Below are 24,072 nucleotides of genomic sequence, written 5' to 3'. Positions count from 1 at the left end.
GTAAGGCCCGGCGATCACGGATCGATGATGCTTTCGATCAGTCCGGGCAGTTGTCCGAGATCGGATATCTGGCGGAACCTCGATTCGGTTACCGGCGCCTCGACATGCTCCAGCACCCATGTCAGTTCATGCGGCACATGGACACCCCAGCCGCCGGCCTCGATGGCCGGCACCACATCCGACTTCAGCGAGTTGCCGACCATCATGCTTTTCGCCGGACCATCACCGTGGCGGCTGAAGAGCCTGCTATAGGTGGCTGCATTCTTGTCACTGACGATCTCGACCGCGTCGAACAGATCGCCAAGGCCTGAGCCAGCCAGCTTGCGCTCCTGATCGAAGAGGTCGCCCTTGGTGATCAGCACGAGGCGGAATGCACCGGCAAGCTTTTCGACCGTCTCGCGGGCGTGCGGCAAGGCCTCGATCGGATGGCTCAGCATCTCGCGGCCGGCATCGAGAATCTCCGCTATGACCGAAGCCGGCACGCGGCCTTGCGTGACCTCGATCGCCGTCTCGATCATCGACAGGGTAAATCCCTTGATGCCGAAGCCATAGACGGCGAGGTTGCGCCTTTCGGCCTCCAGCAATCGTGCCGAGATATGCTCGGCTTCGCCATGGTCGACGAGCATGGCGGCAAAGCGCTTTTCCGTCAGCCGGAAGAACTGCTCGTTCTGCCACAGCGTGTCGTCGGCATCGAATCCGATCGTTGTCAGTTTGCCGTTGGGCCGCATTCAATTTCTCGATTAAGATTTGGGCCTCGATTGGAATTGCGACGGCCGAAACTAGGCCGATTGGCGTGATTTTCAACCGCGCCGGCCAATGCCCGACGCGGCTCCCCTTCCCTTCCATAGGAGGGCACGGCTATACTCCACAATCCGCAACCCAATCTGGTGAATGATGCCGCCTGCAAAAAAGGAAGTCCGTCCGTCGAGCCGCGGAGGACGCGCCCGCACGCCTGCCTTCGTGAAAAACCAACGGGGCGTCAAGAACTGGAAGGAAGTCAGCGCCTGGCTGGAGTGGCGCGGCATCGAGGATATCGAGTGCATCACGCCCGATCAGGCAGGCGTTGCGCGTGGCAAAATGATGCCATCGAAGAAATTCACCTCCAACACCTCGCTGGCGCTGCCGTCGGCAGTCTTCATGACGACGATTTCCGGCGGCTACCCCGAGGATGGCAACGGCTTCCATTACCCGGAAGATGACGGCGACCTCAAACTCATGCCCGACCTGTCGACGCTGACGGTGGTGCCCTGGGAAGAAGACCCGACGGCCGCGGTCATCTGCGACCTCGTCCACCAGGACGGACGCTCGGTCGAGTTCACGCCGCGCAATGTGTTGAAACGTGTGGTGGCCGCCTATGACAAGCTCGGCCTGAAGCCAGTGGTGGCGCCCGAGATCGAGTTCTACCTCGTGCGCAAGAATCCCGATCCGGACTATCCGCTGACCCCGCCGGTCGGCCGGTCGGGACGCGCGATCGGCGGCGGCGCCGGCTATTCGATCGCCGGCGTCAACGAATTCGACGAACTGATCGACGACATCTACCATTTCTCCGAAAGCCAGGGCCTGGAGATCGATACGCTGATCCACGAGGAGGGCGCCGGGCAGTTGGAGATCAATCTGCGCCACGGCGACCCGATCGAACTGGCCGACCAGGTGTTCATGTTCAAGCGCACCATTCGCGAGGCAGCACTCAAGCACGAGATCTATGCCACCTTCATGGCCAAACCGATCCAGGGGCAACCCGGCTCCGCCATGCACATCCATCAGTCGATCATCGACAAGAAGACCGGACGGAACATCTTTTCGGCCGCTGACGGCTCGGAAACCGACGACTTTTTCCACTTCATCGGCGGCATGCAGAAGCATGTGCCGAACGCACTTGTGATGTTCGCGCCCTATGTCAATTCTTACCGCCGGCTGACGCAGGCGGCGTCGGCGCCGGTCAACAACAAATGGGGCTATGACAACCGCACCACGGCGTTTCGTGTGCCGCGCTCGGATCCCGCGGCGCGGCGCGTCGAAAACCGCATCCCGTCCTCCGATGCCAACCCCTATCTGGCGCTGGCGGCATCGCTTGCCTGCGGGCTGATCGGCATCACCAACAAGATCAAGGCCGAGCCTCCCGTCCTGACCACCGCCAATGCCGACGAAATCGACCTGCCGCGTGGCCTGCTCGAAGCCGTCGACCTGTTCGAGGGCGACGAGGAACTCTGCGCGCATCTGGGCAAGTCCTTCGCCGCCACCTATGCGGCGATCAAGCGGGCGGAGTTCGAGACCTTCATGGAAGTGATCAGCCCGTGGGAGCGGGAGTATTTGTTGCTGAATGTGTAGGGAATAGGGGAGTAGGGGAGTAGGGGAGTAGGGGAGTAGGGGAGTAGGGGAGTAGGGGAGTAGGGGAGTAGGGGAGTAGGGGAGTAGGGGAGTAGGGGAGTAGGGGAGTAGGGGAGTAGGGACGGATGACCGAAAAAACAGGGTCCTACAAGGACTTGCTTGTTTGGGAGCAGGCGATGGATCTTGCGGTGGCGGTCTACGGTGCTACTAAATCCTGGCCCAAAGAAGAACTTTATGGGCTGACCAGCCAAGTGCGGCGCTCTGCAACGTCGGTGCCGGCAAACATAGCCGAGGGGTATGGCAGGGAAATTCGAGGCTCCTATCTGCAATTTCTCCGTATTGCCCAAGGATCATTGAAGGAGCTGGAAACTCAGCTTCTGATTGCTGAACGTATTGGCATCGCGCCGAAAGCGACGTCCGGCCCATTGTTGGCGAGTACCGAAAGTGTGGGAAAGCTTCTTCGGCTTCTCATCCGTAAACTTGCAGCCGAATAGCCTCCCCTATTCCCCTATTCCCCTATTCCCCTATTCCCCTATTCCCCTATTCCCCTATTCCCCTACTCCCCTACTCCCTGCGAGCATCATGCCTTACCAATCCCCAATTTCCCCCGGCCGTTCCTGGTACGAGGACACGGCGGGACCGAGGCCCGAATATCCCGGACTGGATGGCGACCGGACATGCGATGTCGTCATCATTGGTGGCGGCTTCACCGGGCTGTCGGCGGCGGCGCATCTGGCCAAGGCAGGCACCAATGTCGTACTGATCGACGCGTACCGCTTCGGCGATGGCGCCTCCGGGCGCAATGGCGGGCAGCTCGGCACCGGCCAGCGCGCCTGGGCCGAGGACCTGGAATCCGAGTATGGCTTGGCCCGCGCCAAGGCGCTGTTTGATCTTGCCGAAGAGGCCAAGGCGCATCTCCTCGAATTCACTGCCGCCAACCAGATCGATATCGACTATATGCCGGGCCAGCTCTCGGTGGCGCACAAGCCCCGCTATGTCGACGACTACAAGGCGCATGCCGAGATCATGGCGAGCCGTTTTGCCTACCCGCATATCTCGTTCATGGATGCCAGGGAGACGGCGGAGCGGTTGGGCTCGACCGCCTATTTCGGCGGCACGCGCGATACCGGCACAGGGCACATCCATCCGATGAAGCTGGTGATCGGCACGGCGCGGGTGGCAGCGCTTGCAGGCGCGCAGCTGTTCGAGGGGACGCCGTCGACCGGCATCATTTCCAGTGGCGGCAAGGTCAAGGTTTCGACACCGAGGGGGACGGTGACGGCGCAAAAATGCCTGATAGCGGTCAACGCCTATGGCGGCGCGCTCGAGCCGGTAAGTGCGGCGCACATCATGCCGATCGGTTCCTTCATCGGTGCGACCGTGCCTCTGGGGGCAGAGTCAGATGTGCTGCCGGGCGGCGAGGCGGTCGACGATTCGCGCTTCGTCGTGCGCTATTTCCGCAGATCGAAGGACGGGCGGCTGCTGTTTGGCGGACGCGAGGTTTATGGCGTCAACGATCCGAAGGATATCCACATTCACATCCGCCGCCAGATCGCGGAACTCTACCCCGCACTCAGGGATGTCGAGATCACGCATGGGTGGGGCGGCTATGTCGGCATCACTGTGCCGAGAAAGCCTTTCGTGCGCGAAGTGATGCCCAATGTGATCTCGGCCGGCGGCTATTCCGGCCACGGCGTCATGCTGTCGAACTATTTCGGTAAACTCTATGCTGAAACCGTTGCCGGCAACCGCGACCGGCTGAAGCTGATCGAGGATCTGAAAATCCCGCCCTTCCCCGGCGGTCGGCGCTTCCGCACGCCGCTGCTGTTCCTGGCGCTCAACTGGTTTGCGTTGCGGGACAGGATCTAGCCGACCGACCTGATGTAATATTGTAATATTCATTGTAACATTTGTTGCCCGTGCGACGCATTGCGCAATTTCCCGCAAAGGCGCAGAATCCCCTATAATGGCGTACTGATGCCACAATCGCAGGCGAAAGCTGCCGGTTCTGGGCGATTGTTCGGGGATTGTTGCGGGACTGCCCGCGTTGTTTTTGGGACCTATGCGGATCAGACGCCGGACTTCCGGCACCGACCGAGAGAACGTCGGCCCGCTTATGGAGGTGGCAAGAGTGAGAGAGCCCTTCAGTTTCGGTACGCCGGAACGTCGGCGCTTTGCCATGCAGTTCGGATACGATATGCGGCCGTCCTTCTGGCAGGAAGTCCGTTCGAACTCGCATCTGGTGATCGCCGCGATCGGCACCGCCGCGTTGCTTAGCGTCGCCGCCGTGGCGCTGTGGCTGGCATTGCCGGCCAGCGACAGGCAAGCGGCAGCGAGCCCCGAGCAGACAATTCCAACGGTTCCGGTGAAGACGACGAAAATAACCCCGGTTGGGGCCGCGGTCGCCGCGGCAGCCGTGCCGCAGGCGCGCAAGTCCGACGCAATTCCAACTACCGTGGCGGCCGCGCAAACCAACCTCCCCGCACTTGCCGCTAATGACCCGCGCTGGACCGGTTCGCAGCCGAAGGACGCAACCACGTCCGATTCGACCGCTCCCAAGGCAGCGGACAAGCAAGCGGCGGCATTCGCACAGCCGGCAGCCGCTACCGATGCCGCCACCGAACTTGCCAAGGTAGCCGCGCCCAGCGCAGCCGCGGGCAACCACCCCGACGGCGCACAAACCGCCGCCATCCCCGCGGTGCAGCCGCAAGTGCCAGCGGCGGAAGGCGATGACAGCCAGGCCAAGGCGAAGCCAAGGAAAGCCGCAGCCGCCGGAACAGGGCGCATTTTGAGGGCCGTGACCATGCGAAGCGGCCCGAAGAAAAATGCCGCCGCCATCGGTACGGTGCCAGCCAAAACCTCGGTGCAGGTGAAGAGCTGCAAGCAATGGTGCCAGATCACCTACAACGGCAAGACCGGCTGGATCTACAAGAGTTACATCAAGACCGGCGCGTGACGCCTGGCACTTTCAGATGCAGCGGCCGCCATCGACCTCCAGCGCCACGCCGGTGATGAAGGCGGCTTCGTCCGAGGCCAGCCAGAGTGCGGCGTTGGCGATGTCGAGCGGCGTCGAAAGCCGGCCGAGCGGGATCGATGCGCGGAACTTCTCGCGGATTTCGGGCGTGTCGGCGCCCATGAATTTCTCCAGCATGCCGGTCTCGCCGGCAACCGGGCAGAGGCAGTTGACGCGGATGTTCTTCGGCGCCAGTTCGACCGCCATCGACTTGGTGGCGGTGATCGCCCAGCCTTTCGACGCGTTGTACCAGGTGAGGCCGGGGCGCGGCCGCAGACCCGCGGTGGAGGCCGTGGTCAGGATGACGCCGCCGCCCTGCCGCTCCATGATCGGCACCACCGCAAGTGCCGCGTGATAGATCGCCTTCATGTTGACGGCGGTTATCAGGTCGAAGGTCTCCTCGTCGACATTGAGCATGTCGCCGTTGCGATGGGTGTAGCCGGCATTGTTGACCATGATGTCGATGCGGCCGAAGGCGCTTTTCGCGGCATAGACCATCTCGTCGAATTCGGAGCGTAGCGAGACATCCGTCTGGGTCCAGATCGCCGCTTCTCCGATCTCGCCGGCGACGCGCTTCGCGCCCCTGGCGTTGAGGTCGGCGACAACGACCCTGGCGCCCTCCTGCGCAAAGCGCCTGGCGATGCCCTCGCCAAAACCCGACGCAGCACCGGTGATGATCGCAACCTTGTTTTCCAGACGCATGTTTTTTCCGCTCACTATTGGTGACGATCAACGGGCACGTCATTGGCGCTCATCCGCGCAAAGCCACGGCTTCTGACTGGATTGGCCGAAAGATGTGGAGCCATCGCTGATTTCTCCTTTGGCTTTCGCGTCGATCCCGCTCTATGCTGCAACTGCGAAGGCTTCCGGAGCCGCGCCTTCGACAAGCCTCCGGGTCATCGGACTGTCAAGGGGCAGGCGCATACACCCAGATGTGACACCATGGCACTGGAAAATTTAAATCGATTAGATTATATCAGCCGCGTCACAGCGACCGGCGTCAAAGCGGACAGACCATGACCAGCCAGATCATCCCCGTCGAGCCTTTCGACTTCATCATTTTCGGCGGCACCGGCGATCTGTCGGAACGCAAGCTTCTGCCGTCGCTCTATTATCGCCAGCGCGACCATCAGTTTTCGGAGCCGACACGCATCATCGGCACATCGCGCTCGAAAATGAGCGACGAAGAATTCCAGGCCTTCGCCAAACAGGCGATCTCCGAGCACGTCAAACCGGCCGACATCGACGCCAAGGAACTGAAGACTTTCCTGGCGCGACTATCCTACGTCTCGGCCGATGCGACGAGCGGCGCCGGCTTCGACAAGCTCAAGAAAGCGATCGGCGACAGCGACCGCATTCGAGCCTTCTACCTGGCGGTGGCGCCGGCGCTGTTCGGCGACATCTCGCACAAGCTGAAAGAGCACAATCTGATCACGCCGAACTCGCGCATCGTGCTGGAAAAGCCGATCGGCCGCGACCTCGATTCGGCACGCAAGCTCAACGACCTGGTCGGCGACGACTTCCACGAAAGCCAGATCTTCCGCATCGACCATTATCTCGGCAAGGAGACGGTGCAGAACCTGATGGCGCTGCGCTTCGCCAACGCGCTCTACGAGCCGTTGTGGAATTCAGCCCACATCGACCATGTGCAGATCACCGTGGCCGAGACCGTCGGCCTGGAAGACCGCGTCACCTATTACGACAAGGCCGGCGCGCTGCGCGACATGGTGCAGAACCATATGCTGCAGCTGCTGTGCCTCGTCGCCATGGAAGCGCCATCGTCGATGGATGCCGACGCCGTGCGCGACGAAAAGCTGAAGGTGCTGCGGGCACTGAAGCGCATCAACGGCAACGAGGCGCCAAAGCACACCGTGCGCGGGCAGTATCGCGCCGGGGCTTCGGCCGGCGGACCGGTGAAAGGCTATGTCGAGGAACTCGGCAAGGACAGCAACACCGAAACCTTCGTCGCCATCAAGGCCGAGATCGGCAATTGGCGCTGGTCGGGCGTTCCGTTCTATCTCCGCACCGGCAAACGGCTGGCGACGCGGGTTTCGGAAATCGTCATCGAATTCAAGCCGATCCCGCATTCGATCTTCGGCGACAGCGCCGGACCGATCTTCGCCAACCAGCTGGTCATCCGGCTGCAGCCGGACGAAGGCGTCAAGCAGTTCATCATGATCAAGGATCCGGGCCCGGGCGGCATGCGGCTGCGCCAGATCTCTCTCGACATGAGTTTTGCGCAGTCCTTCGACGGCCGCGCACCGGACGCCTATGAGCGGCTGATCATGGACGTCATCCGTGGCAACCAGACCCTGTTCATGCGTCGTGACGAAGTCGAGGCGGCGTGGAAATGGATCGACCCGATCCAGAATGCCTGGGAAAGTGCCAGGCAGGAGGCGCAGGGCTACACGGCGGGCACCTGGGGGCCATCGGCCTCGATAGCACTGATCGAGCGTGACGGGCGGACATGGCACGAGAGCAATTGAACAGCGCCGCCTACAGCTGGAACGGCTTCGCCGGGCGCCAGGAACTGGCGGCCGCCCTTGCAGGTCATGCTGCAGGCAGACTGACCAAGGCGATCGCCGAGCGCGGCACGGGGTTGCTCGCCGTCTCCGGCGGCACCACGCCGGCAAGATTCTTCGCCGCCCTTTCAGCGATACCCATCGCCTGGGACAAGGTGATCGTGACGCTGGTCGACGAGCGTTTCGTGCCGGCCTCCTCGCCACGCTCCAATGCCGGGCTGGTGACCGCCAATCTGTTGCAGAACGCGGCCAAGGCGGCTCGTTTCGTGCCGCTCTATCACGAAGCCACCAGCATCGAGGATGCGGCCTCGTCCGATGATGCAGCGCTCCGGTCCTTGCCATGGCCGCTCGATGTCGTCGTGCTCGGCATGGGACCGGACGGCCACACCGCCTCGTTCTTTCCCGATGCCGACGATCTGGCGACGCTGCTCGACCCGTCTTCCGACAGGATCGTGCTGCCGGTTCATGCGGCAAGTGCGGGCGAGCCGCGGCTGACCCTGTCGCTGGCGCGCATCGTCGAAGCCGGCTTCATCGCGCTGCACATAGAGGGTGAGGACAAGCGTATCGCCTTCGACGGCGCGGTGGCGCCCGGGCCGCGAAAGCCAATCCGTGCCGTGCTCGACGCAGCGCATAAGCCCGTAGAGGTTTTCTGGGCCCCCTGAATCTCGATTTACTCTGGTCCCGGCAAACGGCGGGAGGATGTTTCCGGGACCCTCGCCTGAAAGGACCGACCGCCATGACCGCCAGACGCGACATCGAAGCCATCACCGAACGCATCCGCCAGCGCTCAAAGCCAGGCCGCGAGCGTTATCTCGGCCGCATCGCCGAGGCATCGAACCGCACCGCCAACCGGGCTGTGCTGTCGTGCGGCAATCTCGCCCACGGCTTTGCGGTGTGCAGCCCCTCGGAAAAGCTCGCGCTGGGCGCCGACAAGGTGCCGAACCTCGGCATCATCACCTCCTACAACGACATGCTGTCGGCGCATCAGCCGTTCGAGACCTTCCCCGCGTTGATCAAGGGCGCGGCCCGCGAAGCCGGCGGCATTGCCCAGGTGGCCGGCGGCGTGCCGGCGATGTGCGACGGCGTCACCCAGGGCCAGCCCGGCATGGAGCTGTCGCTGTTTTCGCGCGACGTGATCGCCATGGCCGCCGCGATCGGCCTGTCGCACAACATGTTCGACGCCGCCGTCTATCTCGGCGTCTGCGACAAGATCGTGCCGGGGCTGGTGATAGCCGCCCTCACCTTCGGCCATCTGCCGGCGGTGTTCATCCCGGCCGGACCGATGACGACCGGCCTGCCCAATGACGAGAAGGCCAAGGTCCGCCAGCTCTACGCCGAGGGCAAGGCCGGACGTGCCGAACTGCTGGAGGCCGAGTCCAAATCCTATCATGGGCCGGGGACCTGCACCTTCTACGGCACGGCGAATTCCAACCAGATGCTCATGGAGATCATGGGCCTGCACACGCCGGGCGCTTCCTTCGTCAACCCCGGGACGCCGCTGCGCGAGGCGCTGACCCGCGAGGCGACGAAGCGGGCGCTGGCGATCACCGCGCTCGGCAACGCCTATACGCCTGTCGGCCGGATGATCGACGAGCGCTCGATCGTCAACGGCGTCGTCGGCCTGCACGCCACCGGCGGCTCGACCAATCACACCATCCACCTGATCGCCATGGCGGCGGCGGCCGGCATAGCCATCACCTGGCAGGATATTTCCGACCTGTCGGAAGCGGTGCCGCTGCTGGCGCGGGTCTATCCGAACGGCCTCGCCGACGTGAACCATTTCCACGCCGCCGGCGGGCTCGGCTTCCTGATCCGCGAACTGCTCGACGAAGGCATCCTGCATGAGGATGTGCAGACGGTGTGGGGCGAAGGCCTGCGGCCCTATGCGGTCGAGGCAAAGCTCGGCGTCGATGGCAGCGTGGTGCGCGAAGCCTCGCCGAAGGCAAGCGGCGACGAAAAAGTGCTGGCGCCGTTCAACAAGGCATTCCAGGCGACCGGCGGCCTGAAGGTGCTGTCAGGCAATCTCGGCCACGCCGTCATCAAGACTTCCGCGGTGAAGCCGGAGCGGCGTATCATCGAGGCGCCGGCCAGGGTCTTCGACAGCCAGCAAGGGCTGAACGATGCGTTCAAGGCAGGCACGCTGACCGGTGATTTCATCGCCGTCATCCGCTTCCAGGGGCCGAAGGCCAATGGCATGCCGGAACTGCACAAGCTGACCACCGTGCTCGGCATCCTGCAGGATCGCGGCCAGCGCGTCGCGCTGGTCACCGACGGGCGCATGTCTGGCGCCTCCGGCAAGGTGCCGGCGGCGATCCATGTGACGCCGGAGGCGGTCGAGGAGGGTCCTATCGCCAGGATCCATGAAGGCGACATCATCCGGCTCGACGCCGAAGCCGGCACACTCGAAGTCCTGGTGCCGGCCGGGGAGTTCGCCTTGCGCCGGACGGCGGATGCCGATCTTATCGGCAACGAGTTCGGCTTCGGCCGCGAACTGTTTGCCGGCTTCCGGCAATTGGTCGGCCGCGCCGACCATGGCGCCAGCGCCTTCGGCACCGCTTGACGGCAGTTCTGCGTCGTTCATGAAAAAGGGCGGCACATGGCCGCCCTCTTGCGGTTGTGCATACGATTCTATTGCACGGTTAGCTCGGCTCGCTCGCCGGCCTTGACCGTCACGTTGCCTTCTTTCGAACTGTTGTCGGATTTCTCCGAAACCACGGCGTAGTCGCCCGCCGGGATCGCTGCCTGATACTTCTGGTCGAATGCATAGCCAAGCGACTTGCGGTTGCCGTTGATGTCCTTCTTGGCCTCGAAAATCTCGATCTTCGAGGCTCCGGGCGCGGTGATCGCCAGCACGCCGGCATTCATTGCGACCTTCAGATCCTGAAATTCGCCCACCTTGACGGTGAACGGCTGCTCGACGACGGCGAGATCAACCGTCGCAATCAACACATAGTCATCGGGCGGCAGATCGAATTTGCTGTCGGGTCCGTAGGCATAGGTCACCTCGTCCCTGGTTCCATCGATCTTCTTTTTTGCCTTGAGCACCTTGAAGCCGATGCCTGAACCGTCCGCCTTGTCGCCGCCCGCAGCATAGTAAGCATTGGCAACGACATGGCCAACACCGGCAACCATGTCCTTTTCCACGGTCTTGCCGGCAGCCAGCGGAATCGTCTCGGTAGCCACGCCCTGCCCGATCGTGACAGTCACCTTCTGGTCGCCGGCCGGCAACACGGCTTTCGTCGTCCCATAGAAGGTGGCGGGCATGTCAGCACCAGGATAGTCGATGACGACAGCCGCGCCATCGACGACATCCGCCCCCGCGCTCGGTCGCGGGTGGATGATGAGCGTGCCGGCATCCAAGTTGAAAAGCGGCTTGTAGACCTGGCCGGCCTCGATCTTGACCTTCTGCTCGGTCTTGGCCTGGCCGTCACTGGCCACGACGATATAGTCGCCCGGTTCCAGATTGGCCTTGTAGGCGCCGTATTCGGTGCTGACGTAGTCGCCGCGCGTACCGTCGGGTTTGGCCTTGTAGATTTCCCAGGCGTTGCCGTCAGTGACGGGATCGCCGCCCTCGGCAAGCACCGCTATCGGCAGGAAATTGAATTCCGGTTTGGCCGGCTCCGGCGCGGGCGCTGGCGCAGGTGCCGGAGCCGGTTCAGGAGCAGGCGCCGGCGCCGGCGCCGCCACTGTCTCGGCAAGCGCCTCCTGCAACGCCTTCTCGTCGGAGGCCTGGATGTATTTGCCGCCGGTGTTGTCGGCGAGGCAGGCGATCTGCCGGCCCTCATCGGCGGTCAGGCCGAAACCGACGACATCGGCGGTGAAGTCGACGCCGGATGCCTCGAGCTCCTTGCCAAGCGCGCAAGGGTCGCCCCCGCATGTTTCGAGCCCGTCGGTGATGAGCACGACGGTCGCCTTGTCCTCGGTGTATTTCAACGCCTCGGCCGCCTGCTTGACGGCAGCGGTCAGCGGCGTCTTGCCGAGGAATTTCAGGCTGTCGGCAGCGGCCGAAATGGCGCTGCCCGAACCTGCCTGCGGCGGCACGATCAGCTGGATGTCGTCGCAGCTGCCCTTTTCACGGTGGCCATAGGCCATAAAGCCGATGTCGTCGTCGGTGGGGACCGATTGAAGCACGGTTCGAAGCGACTCTCGGGCGATTTCGAGCTTGGGCTTGCCGTCGATCTGCGCCCACATCGAGCCGGACGCATCGAGAATGATGATGACCTTGTTTGCGGCGAAGCCGAACGTCGTCATCGCCAAAAGGAGGATCGCCGCAGCGACGCCCCGTGCAAGTCCCGCCATCGAAATCTCCTAAATCCGCCCCTGATCCGGGCGGCAAGCTATTTGACGCGGCGCCGGGACACAAGTCCGGGCAGCCAGGTGCGTAGGGCCCGAACCCAGCTTAACAAAAGTCGTGACGACAGCCAGTTCGGGGTGTCGGCAGTGCCGAAGGCTTTCCATGATAGGAATTTTTTCTTGACTGGATGCACTCAGCTATGGTACATTTTTGCCCATGGTGCTGATTTGCGCCGGTGACCCGCCGCTCAGGCGGGTTTTTCGTTTGATGCACCCGTCAGCCTACGCGCGGCCAAGGCTCCGAAAGAACCCGTTACCCGAATTCGCTACCCTGGCCCGATGCGCCGGGCCGAATGCCGAACTTTTCAGCGGAAGCGGAATTCAGTAGGTCGTGCGGCGCTCTTCCGAGGGCGGCCTGCCGAATTGCAGCCGGTAGCTTTGGGCGAAGTAGGAATGCGAGGTGAAGCCGGTCGCTATCGCCACATCGAGGATCGGCATGTTGGTCTGGCGCAGCAGTTCGCGCGCCCGCTCCAGCCGCAGCCGCATGTAATAACGGCCAGGCGTGACGCTGAGGTGGCGCAAGAACAGGCGCTCGACCTGGCGCACCGAAAGGCCGGCGGATTTGGCCAGCTGCACTGCCGACAGCGGCTCGTCGAGATGGTCGGCCATCAGTTCGACGATGCGTCTGAGCTTCTCCGACTTGCCGGTCAGGTCGCGTTCCGGGCCGACGCGCTGGCGGTCGCCGGCCGAGCGGATGCGTTCGTGCTGGAACTGGTTGGCGACGCCATTGGCGAGGTTCGAGCCGAAATCGCCGCGCACGATCTCCAGCATCAGGTCGATCGAAGTGGTGCCGCCGGCGCAGGTGTAGCGCTTGCGATCGATCTCGAAGACGTTGCCGGTGCAGTTGATGTCGGGGAAGCGTTCGACGAAGCCGGCGCGGTTTTCCCAATGGATGGTGCAGCGATAGCCTTCGAGCTGGCCGGCCTCGGCCAGCAGGTAGGAGCCGACCGACAGGGCACCCAGCGCATTGCCGCGCCGGCCCCAGCTGCGCAGTGCCGCCAGCACCTTGCTCTTGCCGGGAAATTCCGTCGTCAGCCCGACCGAGACGAAAAGGATATCGACCGGCGGCAGGTCGGCAACGGCGTAGTCGATCTTGAGCGGCAGGCCATTGGAAGCCATCACCGGATCGCCATCGGCCGACACCGTCGTCCAGCCGTAGAAGTCGCGGCCAAGCAACCGGTTCGCCGAGCGGAACGTATCGATCGCGGCAGCCAGCGAGAACATGGAGAACTTGTCTACCAGCAGGAATGCGAACTGCCGCCCGCCTTGAACGGGGTCCGTGATGACCGGCCGTTCTGAGGGAACACTGGGGTTCGGCAAAGCTGCGGCTTTCTGGCGGGTCAGAAGGACGGCCGTTTCAATCCGGCCGCTAGGTAGGCCGAGGCTAACGTATTGGCCATCAGCATGGCAATGGTCATCGGCCCGACACCGCCGGGAACCGGCGTGATGGCGCCGGCGGCCTTAGCCGCTTCGGCATAGGCGACATCGCCGACGAGGCGGGACTTGCCCTCGCCTTTTTCCGGCGCCGGAATGCGGTTGATGCCGACATCGATGACGGTGGCGCCGGGCTTCACCCAATCACCCCTGATCATCTCCGGCCTGCCGACGGCCGCGACAAGGATATCGGCGGTGCGGGCCAAGGCGGGCAGATCCCTGGTGCGGCTGTGGGCGATGGTGACGGTGCAGTTGGCGGCAAGCAGCAGGTTGGCCATCGGCTTGCCGACGATGTTGGAGCGGCCGACGACGACGGCGTTGAGGCCGGACAGATCCTTGCCGCGCACCCGCTCGATCAGAAGCATAGAGCCGGCCGGCGTGCAAGGCACGAAGGCTGTCTCGAGTTCACCGGTGCCGAGCTTGCCGACATTGATGAAATGGAAGCCGTCGACATCCTTTTCCGGCGCGATGGTCTGGATGATCTTGCCGGCGTCGATATGGGCCGGCAGCGGAAGCTGCACGAGGATGCCGTTGATGGCCGGATCGGCGTTGAGATCGCCGATGATCTTCAGCAACGCCGGTTCCGAGGTTTCGGCCGGCAGCGTGTGCTGGACGGAATGAAAGCCGCATTCCTTGGCGGTGCGCGACTTGGACGCGACATAGACCTGGCTGGCCGGGTCCTCGCCGACGATAACCACGGCAAGACCCGGCTTGGCCTGGCCCTTGGCGACAAGCTCAGCCGTCAGGGTCTTGACCGACCCCACAACGTCGCCGGCAACGCTCTTGCCATCAATCACTTCGGCCATGGACTACCCTCAACACCAGAATGCCCAAGCGCGTCGCTTGCGGAAGCGACGCGCTTTTCGATCTTTCACAGCGTGGCATTTTCACGAAAATTCCAACATGCAATCCCGCCAAAGCGCCGTCCCATGCCGTTTACGCGAAACCGGCATGTTTTTGTACGGCACAGCGCAGATTTTTGTAGCTCAGAAGTAGCGACGCCGCACGCGGCTCTCGGTCAGTTCGCGAACCGCTTCGCGGAATTCGCGCAGGCTGGCGCGGATTTCCTCGATTGGCGCTTGCTGCTCGGCATCCTCCGCGGCCCGCGACGGCTCCGCCGATCGCTGATGAGGCTGAGGCGCCTGCTGCTGCGGGAGGGACGGCTGTGGATAGGACTCGGAAGCAGGCTGAGCCGGATCGGGCTGCAGCCCGGCATTGGCGGCCGGCATCGATTGCGGATAGGGATAGGCCGGCGGCTGTGCGTAGCCCAATGGCTGCGCGTAGGGATAGAGCTGCGGCCCGGAATATGGCCGCTGCTGCACCATGGGAGGCGGCAGTGGCGGCTGCGCCGTCTGCTGCGGATGGCCGCCGGGCTGGAAAGGCCGCGACGGGTATGCTGCCGCGGCCGCCTGCCGAGGCTCGAAGGCCGGCGCCGACTGGGGGTAAGCGGAGTATTGCGGATCCTGCATCGGCTTCGCGTTTTCGGCAGAGGCCCATTCAACGGTATCGAACGGCTCCTCCCGGGACGGCCTGCGTGAGACGGACTTGTGCAGCCTCGACAGCAAGGCACCGATCCGGCCGGAACCTTCGGCCGGCGAGACCTCGGCTTGCTGGACAGGCGATGGCGCGCCAGGCGGTGGTGATGCAGGCGGGGGTGTCGATGGCTGCGGCGCTGGTGGTTGTGGCGGCGCCGGCGGCGGCGCTGACCGATATGCCTTGTCTTCGTAAGGCGTCCGGTGTTCGTCCGTGCCATGGTCGCGACGCGAGCGCGAATTGGCAGTGTCACGCAGGCTCTCATAGGCGCCACGCATGGCTCCGAGGCCAATGCCGGAGGCGAAACCCAGCAACAGGCCGGCGAGCGCGACCACGACCCGCGACGGCCCGTTCGGCTCGAGCGGCGCGAAGGCCTTCGAGATCACATTGATGTTGGCTGTGTTGATGTCCTTCTGCTCGCCGGTCTCCTTGGCGCGCAGCAGATACTGTTCGTAGACGGAACGCTTGGCGGTCGCCTCGCGCTCCAGTTCGCGCATCGACACAAGGTCGCTGTTGACGTCACCGCTGCGGACCTTCAGCTGCGCCAGGCGAGAGGCAAGATCCTGTTCGAGCTGGACCGCGCGCTTGAGGTCGACCTGCAGCGACGAGCCGATGCGGCGCAGCTCCGAGGCGATGCGGTCGCGTGCGCCGGCAAGCTGGGCATTGAGCGCCTGGAGTTCGGGATGACGCGGGCCGAACCGAATGGCAGCGCGGTCAGCCTCCTGCTTGAGCGATGCATATTGCGAACGCAGATCGCTCATCGAGTTGGAGTTGATCTCCTCCGGCAAGGTACCGGTGAGAACCGAATTGACGTCGACCGAACGCGCCGAGGCCGCCCGGGCATTCAGCTCCAGCGTGCGGGCGCGGGCAACCGACAGCTGCTCGTTGAGTTTCAGCATTTCGTCATCGCTGATGAGGTGGCCCTGCGCATCGACGAGATCATGGGTAGCCCTGAAATCCTCGACCTTGCGCTCGGCCGCCTCGACCCCTTTGCGCAACTCGTCAAGCCTGGCCGTCAGTTCGTCGGTGGCGCGGCCTGCCGTGTCCGACTGTATCTGGCCGAAGGTCTGCAGGAAGACATCCGTCATCGTGTTGGCGATGAGGGCCGATTTCTCGCCATTCTGCGTGGTGGCGCTGACGGTGATGACGAAGGTCTTGCCGCCGCGCTCGACCGAAAGGCTCTCGGCCAGATTGCCGACAGCAAGTGCACGGCGGCGGGTGTCGTCGACACCCCCCGGCCCGTCATTGCGCGACAGGACGGAGCGGATGAGCGACATGACGCTAAGGCCGCCGCCGCCTTGCCCATTGAATTCGGGGTCGTTGACCAGATTGAGCTTGTCGACGACCTTGTTGAGAACGGTGCCTGAGGTCAGCACCCGAACCTGGTTCTCGACGATGGCCAGCGTGGCGTCGGAAGCGACGACCGACTGGGTGAGATCGCGGTCGGTGAGCTTCAGGTCGCGCGGGTCGACGATCAGTTCGGTGGTGGCTTCATATTTCTTCGGCGTCGACAGCGCGATGGTGACGCCGAGCGCAGCGCCCAGTAGTGTCGTCGTCACGATCAGCAGCTTCGACTTGCCGACACCACGCACGACCTGCATCGGATCGATCAGCGGCTTCCACTGCTGACTGTCCGTGCCGTCGTTTCGGGATACCGACGCGTCGCCTGCAGCGTAAGGTTCCGATGCACGATCGGCGCGACGGGCGCCAGCGGTTTCGGCGGCACCAGACTGTGTCCGTGGCGTGGTTTGCGCGCGGTAAGCTTGCTCATGATCCCCGTCGGTCGCGGCCGGATCCGACAGTTTCGGGTTGCGCGCCTCGCGCTGCGAACGGGCGAGGCGATGACGGGTGGCGGCATCCTCGCGCCATGACGGGTCTGCCCGGTCGCCTATCGAGACCAGGGACGCGTCGGGTTCGTCGCCGCGCACAGCCTGGCCAAGCGCCAGCAATGAGCGCTCGCGCTTCCAGTCCTCGCGGTTTTCCCTGTCGACCATCGTCTGGAACTTTACCTTTGGCGACCTGCAAACGGCGCTTGGCCATTCGTTAAGCCACGCTAAACAGGCATGGAAAACAAAAGGTTAATTTTCCCGCACCGAAGCGTCGGTTTCTCGCTTCGGTTGTATCTATTTTCGACACAGGCTTAAGCCTCCAGAACGGCACGTTAAGTTTTCCCGCCTAGGCTCTCCTTGAGACATGACGCAGGCCAGTGACATACCGCAAAGGCGGCCCCTCGCCCGGATCGGCAGCTTTTTGGCCGAACGACGGGGGCTGCTTCGCGACTATTTCTCGGCGATCAGCGGCGCCGGCGGGCGACTGGTGTTTTCGCTGGCCTATTTCATCGCGCTGGCCAACACGCTGTCCATTTCCGAATTCGGCATGTTCGCCACCGCTTCGGCGGCCGGTGTCATGCTGTCGCGCATCCTCGCCTTCGGGTTCATCTCGGCGCTCTACCGCACCGCCACCATCCGCCCCAATCTGATCGGCACCTTTTCCGCCGGCTTCCTGCTGCTCGGCGTGCTGTCGCTGCCGTTGCTGGCCGCGGCCTCGTTCGGCGTCTACCTGCTTTTCTTCGCCGACACCGTGCCGCTGTCGGTGTTTGCGGCAATCGTCTTTGCCGAAGCGCTGCTGTGGCGGCCGGTCGAGGTGGCGCTGATCGTCAACAATGGGCTGGGCAAATTCGGCCGCGCCGCGCTGCTGGCTATCCTGGCGACCGCGTTGCGGGCGCTTGGCGCGGTGCTGTTCATGTTCTCTGCGCATCACAGTGTCTGGATATGGTCGTGGTTCTATATCGGCGCCAATGCCGCCTCGCTGCTGATTGCCTTCGGCTTCTTCTACCCCCGCCAGCGGTTGCGGCTGCGCATCGAGCTCTATCTCAGGCGATTGGCCGATTCTGTCTACGTGGCCGGCGCCGAAGTGCTGTTCTACCTGCAGATGGAGTTCGACAAGCTGCTGGTGCTGGCGATCGGCGGCCCGCATCTGGCTGGCATCTACGCCATCATTATGCGGCTGGTAGACCTGACCGCCATTCCGATCCGCACCTTCTCGATGATGCTGGTGCAGCGCATGATGCGCGCACCGGAACTGTTGTCACGGCTGGCGGTCAAGAGCGGCATCGAAGGCGGTGTGTTCGCGGTCTCCACGGCAGCGCTGCTGACGCTTGGCATCGTGCTGCATTTCTTCCCCAATGCGCTCGGCAAGAATGTCGCCGAGGCCGCGCCGCTGGTGGTGCTGGCGATCTGCGTGCCTGGCTTGCGCAATCTGGTCGAATATCAGGCCGAGCTTTTGTTCGCGCGCGGCCAGACGCTGGTGCGGGCGCTCAATCTCGGTCTGCTCGCCGCACTGAAGGCGCTGCTTTTGACCTATGTGCTGACGACCATCCTCGACACGCCGAACCTGGTGCTGTCGCTCAATGTCGTCTTCCTGCTTTTGTATCTCGCCTCGACGCTGCTCACCTATTCGGCGATGCGTAAACCGGCAAAGCCCATCTAATCCAGCCCGATCAAACGGCGGATGCGGCCGATATCGGTGCCGATGAAGGATTGCATGCCGATCGCCACCTGCTCCGGCGCCATGGCGGCAACGAAGCGGCGGAACTCGTCGTCCGACAGCGCCTCGCCGGTCCAGTGCACCCGGCAGAACTCCTCCGAACCGTGGAAGTGGCCGGCACCCTGTAGCAAATCGTCGACATAGCGGCCGTAGATCATGCATTCGGAGAATTTGCGCGCCGAGCCGACGACCTCGACCCAGTTGCGACCATGGACCTTCTCGATCTCGCCGCACATGGCCAGCACGGTGTCGCGCCGCCAGGCGATCAGCGTCGAGATATAGTCATGGATCGACGCCTGGGACGGCTCGATGCCGAGTGCCGATCCCGCATTGCGCGACCAGATGCGATGCTCCTCATGACCTTCGTCCGCCAGCACACCGTCACGGCGGAACAGGCGCACCTTGCCGTCGCGCCAGAAGGCGCCGCAGTCGAAAGGTTTCAAGAAAGCGACGTCCGAATCGCAGAAGATCAGCACATCTTGAGATGCATGCGCCGAGATGGCGATGCGGCGCAATTGCTGCACATGCCAGCCGCGCAGGGGCTGGGTCTTCAGGCTGAGCCAGACGCGCCGGCGAAACAGGCTGAGCGGATCGTCGAAGGCGTGCAGCCAGCGCGGCAGCAATTCACGCTCGTCGACGACCGTGCGGCGGCCGGTTTCCAATTGGCGAAACAGCCTGACATCGCGATGCTCGACCAGGATGTAATGGTGCGCCGCGCCGGAGACATGGCGATCAAGTGTCTCGCACAGCAGGCGGCAGCGCTCGAAGTCGGGCGCGTAGCTTGCCGTCACGATTGCCACCGTGGGTGTCTGCCGCAGCGGGCTTGGCTCGACAGCAGCGCCTGGCACGAACCTGCTGTTCATTTGGTATCTCCCGCGGCTTCGGGCGCAAGCGAGAATTTCTGCCTGACGACGCGCAGCAGGAACAGCGGGTTGCCGACCACATAGCGGCGCCACAGGCGGCCCGGCTCGACAGCCAACCGGAACAGCCATTCGAGCCGCAGCCGGCGCATCCACAAGGGCGCGCGGGGCACCGCGCCGCTCAGGAAATCAAGCAATGCGCCGACGGCGATCGGCAGCGTGCAGTGGCGCGCGTCGATATGGCGTTCGATCCACAATTCCTGGCGCGGCACGCCCATGGCGACGAGCAGCACGTCGGGCCGAAGCGCGGCAATCCGGTCGACGATTTCCTGCTCCTGCGAAGCGGGGAAGTAGCCGTCATGGATCACCACGAACCGGTGCTGCACGGCCAGTGCCGCCAGCTTGACCGACGCCGCTTCGGCATTGACGCGCGTCGCGCCGAGCAGGCCGACGGTCAGCGGCGTCGTCGAGGCCTGCAGGAAGGCCGGGACGAAATCGGTACCGTTCAGATTGTCGGGAAACGGCGCCCCGTAGAGGAGTCTCGCCGCCAGATCGATACCGATGCCGTCGGGCAGGATGAGGAAATCATCGAGTGCCCCGGCGAACACCGGGTCGGTATAGGCGATGTTGGCGTTGTGGGCGTTGAGGAAACTGACCTTGGTGAAGCGCCGCTCGGCAATCAACCGGTTCAGCAGGGCGATGGCATCGTTCCAGCGGACCGCAACCACCGGGATGCCAAGGATCATCTTCAGCTTGTCGAGCCCGAACGCGGCGCGGGCGGAATGCATGTTCATGCAAACGCCTCCTGCCTGACGGGTGCGAGCTTTTCAAGGCCGAGCCGGATGGCAGCGTCGAGCGCCTTGACCTGCGAGCCCCGGAACGCGCTGCCGTCAACATCGCGGATATCGGCCGCCGCAGCCTCGAGAGCCCTGGCGAAGGCGACGGGATCGTCGGTGACGACGCAGTTGGCCGGACGGTGGTCGATGCCGCGTAGCGAACGGCTGGTGGCGACCGAAGGCAGGCCGAGTTCGAACGTTTCGATGGTCTTCAACTGGACGCCGCTGCCCGCGGTGCTGATCAGCGGAATGACGGCAGCACCGCGCACGAAAGCCTGCGCGTCGGGCACGCGGCCGACAAGTTCGACACCCGGATGCTTCGAGGCGACGCCCGAAGGCATGTGGCCTGCGATGCGGATGCGGAAATCGGGCCGCAGATGCGGCACCACCTTGTCCAGGAACCAGTCGAGGCCGATGCGGTTCGGCTGCCAGGTCCAGGTGCCGATCAGGGCGGCGTCGCAGTCGATGCGGCGAGGGCCTTTCAGGGTTGGCGCCTGGGCACCGGTCACCAGCGGCAGCACCGCCGAGCGGTTGTCGGAGGCGACACCGAGTGCGGCGCGGTCTTCCTCGGCCAGGGTGAAGACGAAGCGCGCCCGGCGGCAGAGACGCTCTTCGACGGCCTTGAGCAGCCTTGCCTCGCGGCGAAACAGCAGGCGCTGGAAGAGGCTGCCGGCGGCAGCGGCGTTCTCCCGCGCCGAAAGATGCTCGACATTGTGGGCAACGAAGATCGAAGGCCGCTCGGTGAACAGCTTTTCGAAGGCGCCGGCGAACTGCACGGAATTCAGCACGTAGCCGTCAACCGGTCCAGCTTGCTCGATGGCAGCGAGAACATCGCTGTCGGACACGGCGCGCAGCTTGACCGAGGCGAAGGTGAGGCCCGAAAGCAGCGCCTTGCCGACCCAGGCCAGCTTCTGCCGCGCGGAGGCATTGTCCGTGCGCACGTCGATGGCACCCAGCACCACGGTGTTTTCGGGGTCGGCCGCGGGTTTCCCCGGCCAGGTGAAACCAATGACGGTTACGCGCACGCCAGCGCGCCGCAGGGCGGCGATGATCGCAGCGTTTGCGATCTCGTAGCCCGAGGCGAGAGCACCGTCGGGCACGATCGATGTGGCGAACAGTAGATGCATCTCACCTATCCAGTGGTGTAGCCGGTAGCAAAGCGCGGTGAACCCTTGATTAAGCGAGCACATTCGACGGCCGAAAGCCTCTGCTTGCAGGCGTTCTCCGTGCAAGGTGATTAACGAAACCTTATCAACCGCGGTGCTACCAGAGCCCAACTCACCATGTGGCTGGACACGGATGATCCCTTTGCCATCGGACGGTTCGGTATCGGTCGCGGGACGCACGCCGCGACTTGATGTCGAGGCCGTCGAAGCCGTCGTCACCTTGCCGACCTTCAAGCGTCCCGAGCAGGTGCTGGAAACGCTGGCGTCGCTGCGCGCGCAGCAAACCGGCAGGCGCTTTGCCGTCATCGTGGTGGAGAACGAAGCCGAGGCGCAGGCCGGCGCCAAGGCAGCGCTGCCGCTGTTCGAGCGCGGCGAGATGCCAGGCCTGATCATCATCGCGCATGAGCGCGGCAATTGCAGCGCCTACAATGCCGGCTGGCAGACGGCCATCCTGCAATTCCCGAACTTCAGGCATCTGCTGGTCATCGACGATGACGAGATCGCCGATCCGCAGTGGCTGGAACGGATGTGCCGGGCTGCCGAAACGCTCAGTGCCGATATTGTCGGCGGCCCGCAGGTGCCGGTGTTTGCCGACCCCGCCCATGCGCGATGGGCCGAGCATCCGGTGTTCGCGCCGCCCTACCGGGAGACCAAGCGGGTGCCGGCGCTCTATTCGTCCGGCAATCTTCTGGTCGGGCGCAACGTGCTGATCGCCATGGGTCCACCCTTTCTCGATCTCAGATTCAACTTCATGGGCGGCGGCGATTCCGACTTTCTCAGCCGGTCGGCGCAAAAGGGCTTTGTGCTGGGCTGGTGCGCCGAGGCCAAGGTGCATGAAACCGTCCCGGCCCGGCGTATCGAAGCCGACTGGATCCGGGCCCGCAGCCTGCGCAACGGTGTCATCTCGACACTGGTCGAAAAGAAGAAGCGCGCCGGCACACCGCTGGCCGGCGCCAAGGTGTTGCTGAAGAGCCTGGCGCTGCTTGCCGCCTCGCCGTTTCGCGGCCTGATCCGGCTGGCGCGGACCGGATCGCCTGATATCGCCATCTACCCTGTCCATGTGGCGCTGGGCCGCGTGCTGGCCGAATTCGGATATGCCAATGAGCAATATCGCCAGCCTGAGAAAAACTGAGCGCGCGCCGCTCAGCGCCGCGTTCACGCGCGAAGGCGTGGCGACCGCCATTGCCGCGCTGCTGTTCACCGTCATCATGGTGTCCTTCCGGCCGTTCCAGCCGGGCGGCGCAGAACTCGCCGGTCAAGGCGGCGACATCGTCAACCAGCTTGGCTTCGGTTCGCTCGGCGCCATGTCGATCTTCTCGCTGATGGCCTTTGCCGATCCGCGTGTGGTGCGCTCGCTGCTCAGCCCGTCCTGGATGCTGATGCTGGGCTTCTTTTTCCTCTCGGTGATCCTGTCGACCGATCCGCCTTCGGCCATGCGCGCCGCCTCCTTCACCCTGATCGGCATCCTGACGATGGCGACGATCCTGGTGCTGCCTCGCGACGCCGAAGCCTTCTCGAAGGTGATCATCTTCACCACCGTCGTGGTCATGGGCCTTTCCTATCTCGGGCTCATCGTTTTTCCGCACGAGGCGATGCACACCGCCGACTCGCAGGAGCCTGAGCATGCCGGCCTGTGGCGCGGCGTGTTCACCCACAAGAACATCGCCGGGCCGATCATGGCCTGCCTCAGCTTCGCGGGCCTCTATCTCTACCGGCGCGGACAGCGCTACTGGGGTGCCGGGATCTTCTTCGCTGCGATGATCTTCATGCTGCACACCGGCTCCAAGACGACAGCCGGCCTGGTGCCGTTCTCGATCCTGATCGTCATGTTCCCGAGCCTGATCGGCATGCGGCTCGGCACGCCGATCCTGTTTGCGCTGGCGATCGTCGCGACAGCGGTCGGCACGCTGGGCATCGTATTCCTGCCGCCGATAAAACATCTCGCGGCGATCTATTTCCCAGACATGACCTATACGGGCCGCACGACGCTGTGGGAGTTCGCCGGCAGCATGCTCGCGAAGAAGCCATGGACCGGTTACGGCTATGAGAGCTTCTGGGGCACGCCCTTGCTGCTCAACCAGGACCAGCCCTTCGACCGGCCGTGGGACATCCGGACCATCGTGCACGGCCATGACGGCTACCTCGACATCGCCGTGCTGATGGGCATTCCGGCACTCTGCGTGGCGGTCTACACTTTCCTCATCGCGCCGCTGCGCGACTACATGCGCATTCCGTTGCGCAGGGAAAACATTTTTCTCGGTGACTTCTTCATGATGGTGGTGCTGTTCACGGCGCTGAACGCTTTTCTCGAAAGCTTCTTCTTCCATCGCGGCGACCCGGTCTGGCTGTTCTTCGTGCTCGGCGTATTTGGCCTCAGGCAAGTCTCGCTGCGGCCGATGGCAGTGCGCGATCCCGATCGCGGCTCGCGATCTTTCCGTTCCTCCTGACGGGGGCTTCCCCGGGGAAGCGCCAGCGTCTATG

At 63.8% G+C, this 24,072-nt stretch carries 19 protein-coding genes; 10 read left to right on the top strand and 9 right to left on the bottom strand.

What is annotated here, in order from left to right:
- Positions 1 to 14 precede the first annotated feature (14 nt).
- On the bottom strand, positions 15 to 728 hold the full coding sequence (locus NP945_RS07965) for an HAD family hydrolase (RefSeq protein WP_256746031.1): 714 nt from the start codon (positions 726 to 728) through the stop codon (positions 15 to 17).
- Positions 729 to 891: 163 nt separating this feature from the next.
- Between NP945_RS07965 and NP945_RS07960 the strand changes: the two genes are divergently transcribed.
- The 4 genes from NP945_RS07960 to NP945_RS07945 all read left to right on the top strand — a co-directional run bounded on the left by NP945_RS07960 (position 892) and on the right by NP945_RS07945 (position 5,284).
- Positions 892 to 2,328 (top strand): glutamine synthetase family protein, encoded by a 1,437-nt coding sequence (locus NP945_RS07960; RefSeq protein WP_164749124.1) that lies wholly within the window; start codon positions 892 to 894, stop codon positions 2,326 to 2,328.
- Between the two features lie 125 nt (positions 2,329 to 2,453).
- The gene (locus tag NP945_RS07955) at positions 2,454 to 2,822 is read left to right on the top strand and encodes a four helix bundle protein (RefSeq protein WP_013530241.1); all 369 of its coding nucleotides are present in this window, start codon (positions 2,454 to 2,456) and stop codon (positions 2,820 to 2,822) included.
- 88 nt (positions 2,823 to 2,910) lie between these two features.
- Positions 2,911 to 4,197, top strand: a complete 1,287-nt coding sequence (locus NP945_RS07950) for an FAD-binding oxidoreductase (RefSeq protein WP_256746030.1) — start codon at positions 2,911 to 2,913, stop codon at positions 4,195 to 4,197.
- Positions 4,198 to 4,459: 262 nt separating this feature from the next.
- Entirely contained in the window at positions 4,460 to 5,284 is an 825-nt protein-coding gene (locus NP945_RS07945) for an SH3 domain-containing protein (RefSeq protein ID WP_127320682.1), read from the top strand.
- Between the two features lie 12 nt (positions 5,285 to 5,296).
- Here NP945_RS07945 and NP945_RS07940 read toward each other — a convergent pair whose 3' ends face one another.
- Complete coding sequence (locus tag NP945_RS07940) at positions 5,297 to 6,043, bottom strand: SDR family oxidoreductase (protein ID WP_256746029.1); 747 nt, start codon at positions 6,041 to 6,043, stop codon at positions 5,297 to 5,299.
- Between the two features lie 314 nt (positions 6,044 to 6,357).
- On the opposite strand from NP945_RS07940, the gene zwf reads away from it, so the two are divergent.
- The 3 genes from zwf to edd all read left to right on the top strand — a co-directional run bounded on the left by zwf (position 6,358) and on the right by edd (position 10,423).
- Positions 6,358 to 7,827: a glucose-6-phosphate dehydrogenase gene (gene zwf / locus NP945_RS07935; protein ID WP_127320684.1), complete on the top strand. Its 1,470-nt coding sequence runs from the start codon at positions 6,358 to 6,360 to the stop codon at positions 7,825 to 7,827.
- The gene (gene pgl / locus NP945_RS07930) at positions 7,809 to 8,525 is read left to right on the top strand and encodes a 6-phosphogluconolactonase (protein WP_256746028.1); all 717 of its coding nucleotides are present in this window, start codon (positions 7,809 to 7,811) and stop codon (positions 8,523 to 8,525) included. The genes zwf and pgl overlap by 19 nt, the downstream gene beginning before the upstream one ends.
- 74 nt (positions 8,526 to 8,599) lie before the next feature.
- Positions 8,600 to 10,423 (top strand): phosphogluconate dehydratase, encoded by a 1,824-nt coding sequence (gene edd, locus NP945_RS07925; RefSeq protein ID WP_256746027.1) that lies wholly within the window; start codon positions 8,600 to 8,602, stop codon positions 10,421 to 10,423.
- Between the two features lie 68 nt (positions 10,424 to 10,491).
- Here edd and NP945_RS07920 read toward each other — a convergent pair whose 3' ends face one another.
- The 4 genes from NP945_RS07920 to NP945_RS07905 form a co-directional block, all read right to left on the bottom strand.
- The gene (locus NP945_RS07920; RefSeq protein WP_256746026.1) at positions 10,492 to 12,162 is read right to left on the bottom strand and encodes a VWA domain-containing protein; all 1,671 of its coding nucleotides are present in this window, start codon (positions 12,160 to 12,162) and stop codon (positions 10,492 to 10,494) included.
- Between the two features lie 375 nt (positions 12,163 to 12,537).
- Entirely contained in the window at positions 12,538 to 13,536 is a 999-nt protein-coding gene (locus NP945_RS07915; protein WP_164748958.1) for a GlxA family transcriptional regulator, read from the bottom strand.
- Positions 13,537 to 13,556: 20 nt separating this feature from the next.
- On the bottom strand, positions 13,557 to 14,456 hold the full coding sequence (gene folD, locus NP945_RS07910; protein ID WP_127269251.1) for a bifunctional methylenetetrahydrofolate dehydrogenase/methenyltetrahydrofolate cyclohydrolase FolD: 900 nt from the start codon (positions 14,454 to 14,456) through the stop codon (positions 13,557 to 13,559).
- A gap of 180 nt (positions 14,457 to 14,636) precedes the next feature.
- On the bottom strand, positions 14,637 to 17,177 hold the full coding sequence (locus NP945_RS07905) for a Wzz/FepE/Etk N-terminal domain-containing protein (RefSeq protein WP_256746025.1): 2,541 nt from the start codon (positions 17,175 to 17,177) through the stop codon (positions 14,637 to 14,639).
- A 199-nt stretch (positions 17,178 to 17,376) separates the two neighbouring features.
- On the opposite strand from NP945_RS07905, the gene NP945_RS07900 reads away from it, so the two are divergent.
- Positions 17,377 to 18,672, top strand: coding sequence for a lipopolysaccharide biosynthesis protein (locus tag NP945_RS07900; RefSeq protein ID WP_127272343.1), 1,296 nt, complete (start codon positions 17,377 to 17,379; stop codon positions 18,670 to 18,672).
- Here NP945_RS07900 and NP945_RS07895 read toward each other — a convergent pair.
- From NP945_RS07895 to NP945_RS07885, 3 genes are read right to left on the bottom strand one after another with little or no spacing between them, the layout of a single operon-like run.
- Entirely contained in the window at positions 18,669 to 19,592 is a 924-nt protein-coding gene (locus NP945_RS07895; protein ID WP_256746024.1) for a DUF6492 family protein, read from the bottom strand. The genes NP945_RS07900 and NP945_RS07895 overlap by 4 nt on opposite strands.
- Positions 19,589 to 20,383, bottom strand: a complete 795-nt coding sequence (locus tag NP945_RS07890) for a WecB/TagA/CpsF family glycosyltransferase (protein WP_256746023.1) — start codon at positions 20,381 to 20,383, stop codon at positions 19,589 to 19,591. Before NP945_RS07890 ends, NP945_RS07895 begins: the two co-directional genes overlap by 4 nt.
- Positions 20,380 to 21,552 (bottom strand): glycosyltransferase family 4 protein, encoded by a 1,173-nt coding sequence (locus NP945_RS07885; RefSeq protein WP_256746022.1) that lies wholly within the window; start codon positions 21,550 to 21,552, stop codon positions 20,380 to 20,382. The genes NP945_RS07890 and NP945_RS07885 overlap by 4 nt, the downstream gene beginning before the upstream one ends.
- Positions 21,553 to 21,724: 172 nt before the next feature.
- Between NP945_RS07885 and NP945_RS07880 the strand changes: the two genes are divergently transcribed.
- Complete coding sequence (locus NP945_RS07880) at positions 21,725 to 22,723, top strand: glycosyltransferase family 2 protein (RefSeq protein ID WP_256746021.1); 999 nt, start codon at positions 21,725 to 21,727, stop codon at positions 22,721 to 22,723.
- Complete coding sequence (locus tag NP945_RS07875) at positions 22,692 to 24,038, top strand: O-antigen ligase (RefSeq protein WP_256746020.1); 1,347 nt, start codon at positions 22,692 to 22,694, stop codon at positions 24,036 to 24,038. The genes NP945_RS07880 and NP945_RS07875 overlap by 32 nt, the downstream gene beginning before the upstream one ends.
- Positions 24,039 to 24,072 lie beyond the last annotated feature (34 nt).

This window comes from Mesorhizobium sp. LMG17149 (assembly GCF_024518695.1).
Classification (GTDB): domain Bacteria; phylum Pseudomonadota; class Alphaproteobacteria; order Rhizobiales; family Rhizobiaceae; genus Mesorhizobium.
The sequence above is the reverse complement of the archived record's forward strand: the minus strand, read 5'-3'. Positions and strand labels throughout refer to the sequence as shown.

Excerpts from the sequence above, each read along its gene's own strand:
- NP945_RS07940 (WP_256746029.1), bottom strand. The coding sequence starts at position 6,043 with ATGCGTCTGGAAAACAAGGTTGCGATCATCACCGGTGCTGCGTCGGGT.
- NP945_RS07965 (WP_256746031.1), bottom strand. The coding sequence starts at position 728 with ATGCGGCCCAACGGCAAACTGACAACGATCGGATTCGATGCCGACGAC.
- folD (WP_127269251.1), bottom strand. The coding sequence starts at position 14,456 with ATGGCCGAAGTGATTGATGGCAAGAGCGTTGCCGGCGACGTTGTGGGG.
- NP945_RS07880 (WP_256746021.1), top strand. The coding sequence starts at position 21,725 with ATGATCCCTTTGCCATCGGACGGTTCGGTATCGGTCGCGGGACGCACG.
- NP945_RS07895 (WP_256746024.1), bottom strand. The coding sequence starts at position 19,592 with ATGAACAGCAGGTTCGTGCCAGGCGCTGCTGTCGAGCCAAGCCCGCTG.
- NP945_RS07960 (WP_164749124.1), top strand. The coding sequence starts at position 892 with ATGATGCCGCCTGCAAAAAAGGAAGTCCGTCCGTCGAGCCGCGGAGGA.
- NP945_RS07885 (WP_256746022.1), bottom strand. The coding sequence starts at position 21,552 with ATGCATCTACTGTTCGCCACATCGATCGTGCCCGACGGTGCTCTCGCC.
- edd (WP_256746027.1), top strand. The coding sequence starts at position 8,600 with ATGACCGCCAGACGCGACATCGAAGCCATCACCGAACGCATCCGCCAG.
- NP945_RS07900 (WP_127272343.1), top strand. The coding sequence starts at position 17,377 with ATGACGCAGGCCAGTGACATACCGCAAAGGCGGCCCCTCGCCCGGATC.
- zwf (WP_127320684.1), top strand. The coding sequence starts at position 6,358 with ATGACCAGCCAGATCATCCCCGTCGAGCCTTTCGACTTCATCATTTTC.
- NP945_RS07955 (WP_013530241.1), top strand. The coding sequence starts at position 2,454 with ATGACCGAAAAAACAGGGTCCTACAAGGACTTGCTTGTTTGGGAGCAG.
- NP945_RS07875 (WP_256746020.1), top strand. The coding sequence starts at position 22,692 with ATGAGCAATATCGCCAGCCTGAGAAAAACTGAGCGCGCGCCGCTCAGC.
- NP945_RS07920 (WP_256746026.1), bottom strand. The coding sequence starts at position 12,162 with ATGGCGGGACTTGCACGGGGCGTCGCTGCGGCGATCCTCCTTTTGGCG.
- NP945_RS07905 (WP_256746025.1), bottom strand. The coding sequence starts at position 17,177 with ATGGTCGACAGGGAAAACCGCGAGGACTGGAAGCGCGAGCGCTCATTG.
- pgl (WP_256746028.1), top strand. The coding sequence starts at position 7,809 with ATGGCACGAGAGCAATTGAACAGCGCCGCCTACAGCTGGAACGGCTTC.
- NP945_RS07950 (WP_256746030.1), top strand. The coding sequence starts at position 2,911 with ATGCCTTACCAATCCCCAATTTCCCCCGGCCGTTCCTGGTACGAGGAC.
- NP945_RS07890 (WP_256746023.1), bottom strand. The coding sequence starts at position 20,383 with ATGAACATGCATTCCGCCCGCGCCGCGTTCGGGCTCGACAAGCTGAAG.